Source organism: Corynebacterium sp. HMSC071F07, assembly GCF_001810285.1.
GTDB lineage: Bacteria > Actinomycetota > Actinomycetes > Mycobacteriales > Mycobacteriaceae > Corynebacterium > Corynebacterium simulans.
Window position 1 is genome coordinate 175937 of record NZ_KV800712.1, and the last position, 3482, is coordinate 179418.

Genomic DNA, 3482 nt, shown 5'->3' on the forward strand with positions numbered 1-3482 from the left:
CCGCCTCGCCACCGCGCTAGAGGCTCACCGCATCTTGACCCGTACCCCGGATGGCAAATGGGGCGCCGGGCCCGCGCTCCCCGGCAATCGGGATCATCTCATCGAAGCAGCCGGACCCATCATGGACAAGCTGCTCGCAGACACTGGCGAATCCGTGCAGCTCTATCAGCTCTCGGGCAGTTCTCGTACCTGCATTGCCACCCGTGAGCCCGAGTCCGGCCTGCACAACGTGGTTCCCGTGGGCCGCCAACTCCCCCTTACTTCCGGCTCGGCCGCCCGCATCTTCGCCGCCTTCGAAGATATCGATATCGAAAACGCAACCTTCAGTGTCGAGGACGTCGAAAGGGCCCGCAGCAATGGCTACTCCGAATCCATCGAAGAGCGCGAAGCAGGTCTTGCCTCCATCTCTGCACCAGTCTTCGACCCGTCCGGCACACTCGTCGCGGTAATTTCCGTGTCCGGTTCCGCCGAGCGTTTCCGCCCTTCCCCCTCCGAGAAGTACGCCCCGCTGCTTGCCGACGCCGCGCAGAAACTCACTGCCCGCCTATAAGACATGAATCTATAAAACTTCGAATAAGCCGCCACCTCAGAAAAGGTGACGGCTTATTTCTTTTAAAGGGCAGGCTTTCTACCTCAGCCGCTTACAAAACCCGGTTGCCTAGATAATGATTCCGTAGTTATTTGCAATGCCGCGGATCGCATCGATACCAAAGCCCTCACTACTGGTGGTTGCCAGCCCTTCAGCTTGGTCACCCACCTTGCGGAGCTCAACGCCCGGCACCTCTACGATGTTGCGCGGCGGTGCGATGTTAGGGCGGCGCGGCACGAAGCCTTGGTGCGGCAGGCCAGCCAATTCATTGGCATAAGGCATGCGCGCATAGTTTGCAAAGGAGGCCTGCTTGCCGTTGCGGCTGACCACGGTTCCGCCCTGGTAGATGCCAACGACGCCCGAACGGCCCGGCATGAACACGCCGGAGCCGCTGTCGCCGTTTACCTTGGGCAGGTTCGTGGCGTAGTGCATGCCGTCGAAATCCTTCGGGCCGTCGATTGCCTGCGCGCAATCATTGCCGCTGAGACGACCGGTTACACAGACCTGCTCGCCGGCACGTGGAACCGGATTGATGCCGTCGCCACTGAGCGGGTTACCTTCGCTGTGGGTGCCGGCCGCAAACTGCACATAGGCCAAGTCATGTTCTGCTGCACCGGAAGGTTTAAACCACCGCAGGGTACCCAGGTGCTGGCCATACTCGTTGTAGACCTGCTGCCCCGAAAGGCCACAGTGCGCGGAGGTCCAAGCACGCGAACCTTCCACATATCCCACGGTGCAAGCAGTGCCTTCGGCGGTAAGAATTACCTGTCCTTGCTTCACGCCAACCCCCGGATTGGCATGGGCCACGGCCTGGCCGCCCAGCAGGGCAAGCGTTGCGCCGGCAACGGCAGCAAACCCCTTCATTAGTCGCATAGATCCCTTCCTCCCTTGCGTCACTTCCTTAACATAGCGTGCCGAGAGCGTTTTTCATACCTCGCCCACACCCCGCGCGTCACTAAAGAAAAAGTTTTGAAAAACTTTGGCCGCCTTATTGAAATCGAAATGAAAACACTGTTTAATGGAAACAGATTGAAAACGCGGAGCAACCGCACGACCCACAAGGAGTAGAAACCATGACACACACCATCCACGAAGACCACGCACACACCCACGGCGAGGGCTGCGGCCACGTCGCATTCCCACACGGCGACCACACCGACTACCTCCACGATGGCCACATCCACCGTGAGCACGAAGGCCACTGGGACGAGTGCGAGAGCACTGAACATCACGAGCATGCGGACCACGACCACCAGCACGGTGAAGGCTGCGGCCACGTTGCGGTTCCCCACGGCGACCATGTTGACTACCTGCACGATGGCCACCGCCATGCCGCCCACGAAGGCCACTGGGATGACCACTAAACGGTAGCGAGATAAATCGTTACCTCAACCGTCACCTCTTTCTTAGAGGTGACGGTTTTAATCTTTTCGAACATACGCCACACGATCCGCGTTAGGCTTAGGGCATGTTTGCTTCACGACGCCTTCCGCTAACGCTTGCCACCATCGCGCTCGCCGGCGGCTTTACTGCGGCTTGCAGCCCCGCCCCGAGCAATCAACCCTCCCCGGCTGAGCCGAGCTTCAACAACAGCTTTGAAGAGTTAAAGGCCCTTCAGCAAACCAACGGTGCTTCCGTCCCCGATGCCCCGCAGCCCACGCTGGACCCCAACGCACCGCAAACCGTGGCACAGCAGGCAACCCCGCAAGGTGGTGGCCAGGAAAACACCAACAACCACGTCACCGACCAAGACGCACGCCAGAAGCTCATCGACTCCCTCGGCATACCGGCAGGAGACGCTCCAGGAGCGAAGGGGACGGTTAACGGCACTCCATCCGAGCTGTGCATGATGGGCGACGGTTATCGCATCAACTTCCTCATGGCAGGCCCCAACACCAGCTGCGACTTTGCCAAGGAAACCACCAGCGCGCTTATCAATGCCACCCCAAGCCCCGAAGACGACCTGCGCGGGTATATCCCCGGCTCCTTAAACGTTGCTAGCCCAGTAACCGGCAAGACTTACGAGATGAGCTGTACCGTGGCCGACAACGCGCTGATCACTTGCAAGGGCGGCAACAACGCCACGATTTTCATCGTCTAGGGCATTGAGTCAAAAGCGCCAGCGATTGGTACGCGCGAGTTTTAAACCATAAGCAAAAATCTCGAAACACTAACCACCTGGAAAGTGTTTCGAGATTTTCTATTTGTACCCCGTACGGGATTTGAACCCGTGTTACCGGCGTGAGAGGCCGGCGTCCTAGGCCGCTAGACGAACGGGGCTCGTTTAGCTGTCCGTTGCGGACTTGATAAGAGTAAACGATGCGTAAACAATTAAACAAATCGCCTGCTAGCAATAGAAAATCCCGAACCCTTTGGCGCTTTTCTTGCGTGGTTAGCAGCTTGCTTTCTCTTAGGCTGGGCGCGGATCGAATCAGTGGTTATTCCGCTTGCAATCTGTTGATAGACAGAGCCTGGAAATTTAGCGTGCCAACTCGGGTTCGGGATGACGCTTAACGTCTAACAGCATTCGCACGAGGCTCCTACTTCTACGAGAGTTGGTTTAAAAGGAAGTTGTGGATTCTAGCGATGCTGCCTAGTCGAAGGCGTTAGAGTAGCGTCGGTGAAAATGATGCGTTTCAATATCCGCCATCTACTCTCCTTTCATCCGGTAACTGCTTATATCTGCAGTCTAGGCACCGAATATCAGCCGCGGAAGCACTTTGGAGAACTTCCCAGTGGTCCCTCCCCTGGTACTAAAGCCTAAGACAAAAAGTGCTCGAGATTTAGCGCGCTGGTATGGGGTAAACAAGGACCGGTCCGCGCCGCCAACATAGGAAAAATCTCGAAACACAATCTTCGACGAATTTCGACGAAAGTGTTTCGAGATTTTTAA

At 57.2% G+C, this 3482-nt stretch carries 4 protein-coding genes and 1 tRNA gene; 3 read left to right on the plus strand and 2 right to left on the minus strand.

What is annotated here, in order from left to right; all coding sequences use genetic code 11:
* Nucleotides 1-550 (plus strand): IclR family transcriptional regulator (locus HMPREF2724_RS07625; RefSeq protein ID WP_070588081.1); only part of this gene is annotated, 550 nt, incomplete at its 5' end.
* 108 nt (nucleotides 551-658) lie between these two features.
* Here HMPREF2724_RS07625 and HMPREF2724_RS07630 read toward each other — a convergent pair.
* Complete coding sequence (locus tag HMPREF2724_RS07630; protein ID WP_061922194.1) at nucleotides 659-1462, minus strand: hypothetical protein; 804 nt, start codon at nucleotides 1460-1462, stop codon at nucleotides 659-661.
* A gap of 200 nt (nucleotides 1463-1662) precedes the next feature.
* On the opposite strand from HMPREF2724_RS07630, the gene HMPREF2724_RS12420 reads away from it, so the two are divergent.
* Together HMPREF2724_RS12420 and HMPREF2724_RS07640 are read left to right on the plus strand one after the other, a co-directional pair.
* A complete protein-coding gene (locus tag HMPREF2724_RS12420; protein ID WP_083306118.1) occupies nucleotides 1663-1953 on the plus strand; it encodes a hypothetical protein in 291 nt (96 codons plus the stop codon).
* A gap of 104 nt (nucleotides 1954-2057) precedes the next feature.
* A complete protein-coding gene (locus HMPREF2724_RS07640; protein WP_070588086.1) occupies nucleotides 2058-2690 on the plus strand; it encodes a hypothetical protein in 633 nt (210 codons plus the stop codon).
* Nucleotides 2691-2796: 106 nt separating this feature from the next.
* Here HMPREF2724_RS07640 and HMPREF2724_RS07645 read toward each other — a convergent pair.
* Nucleotides 2797-2869, minus strand: a tRNA-Glu gene (locus HMPREF2724_RS07645).
* Nucleotides 2870-3482 lie beyond the last annotated feature (613 nt).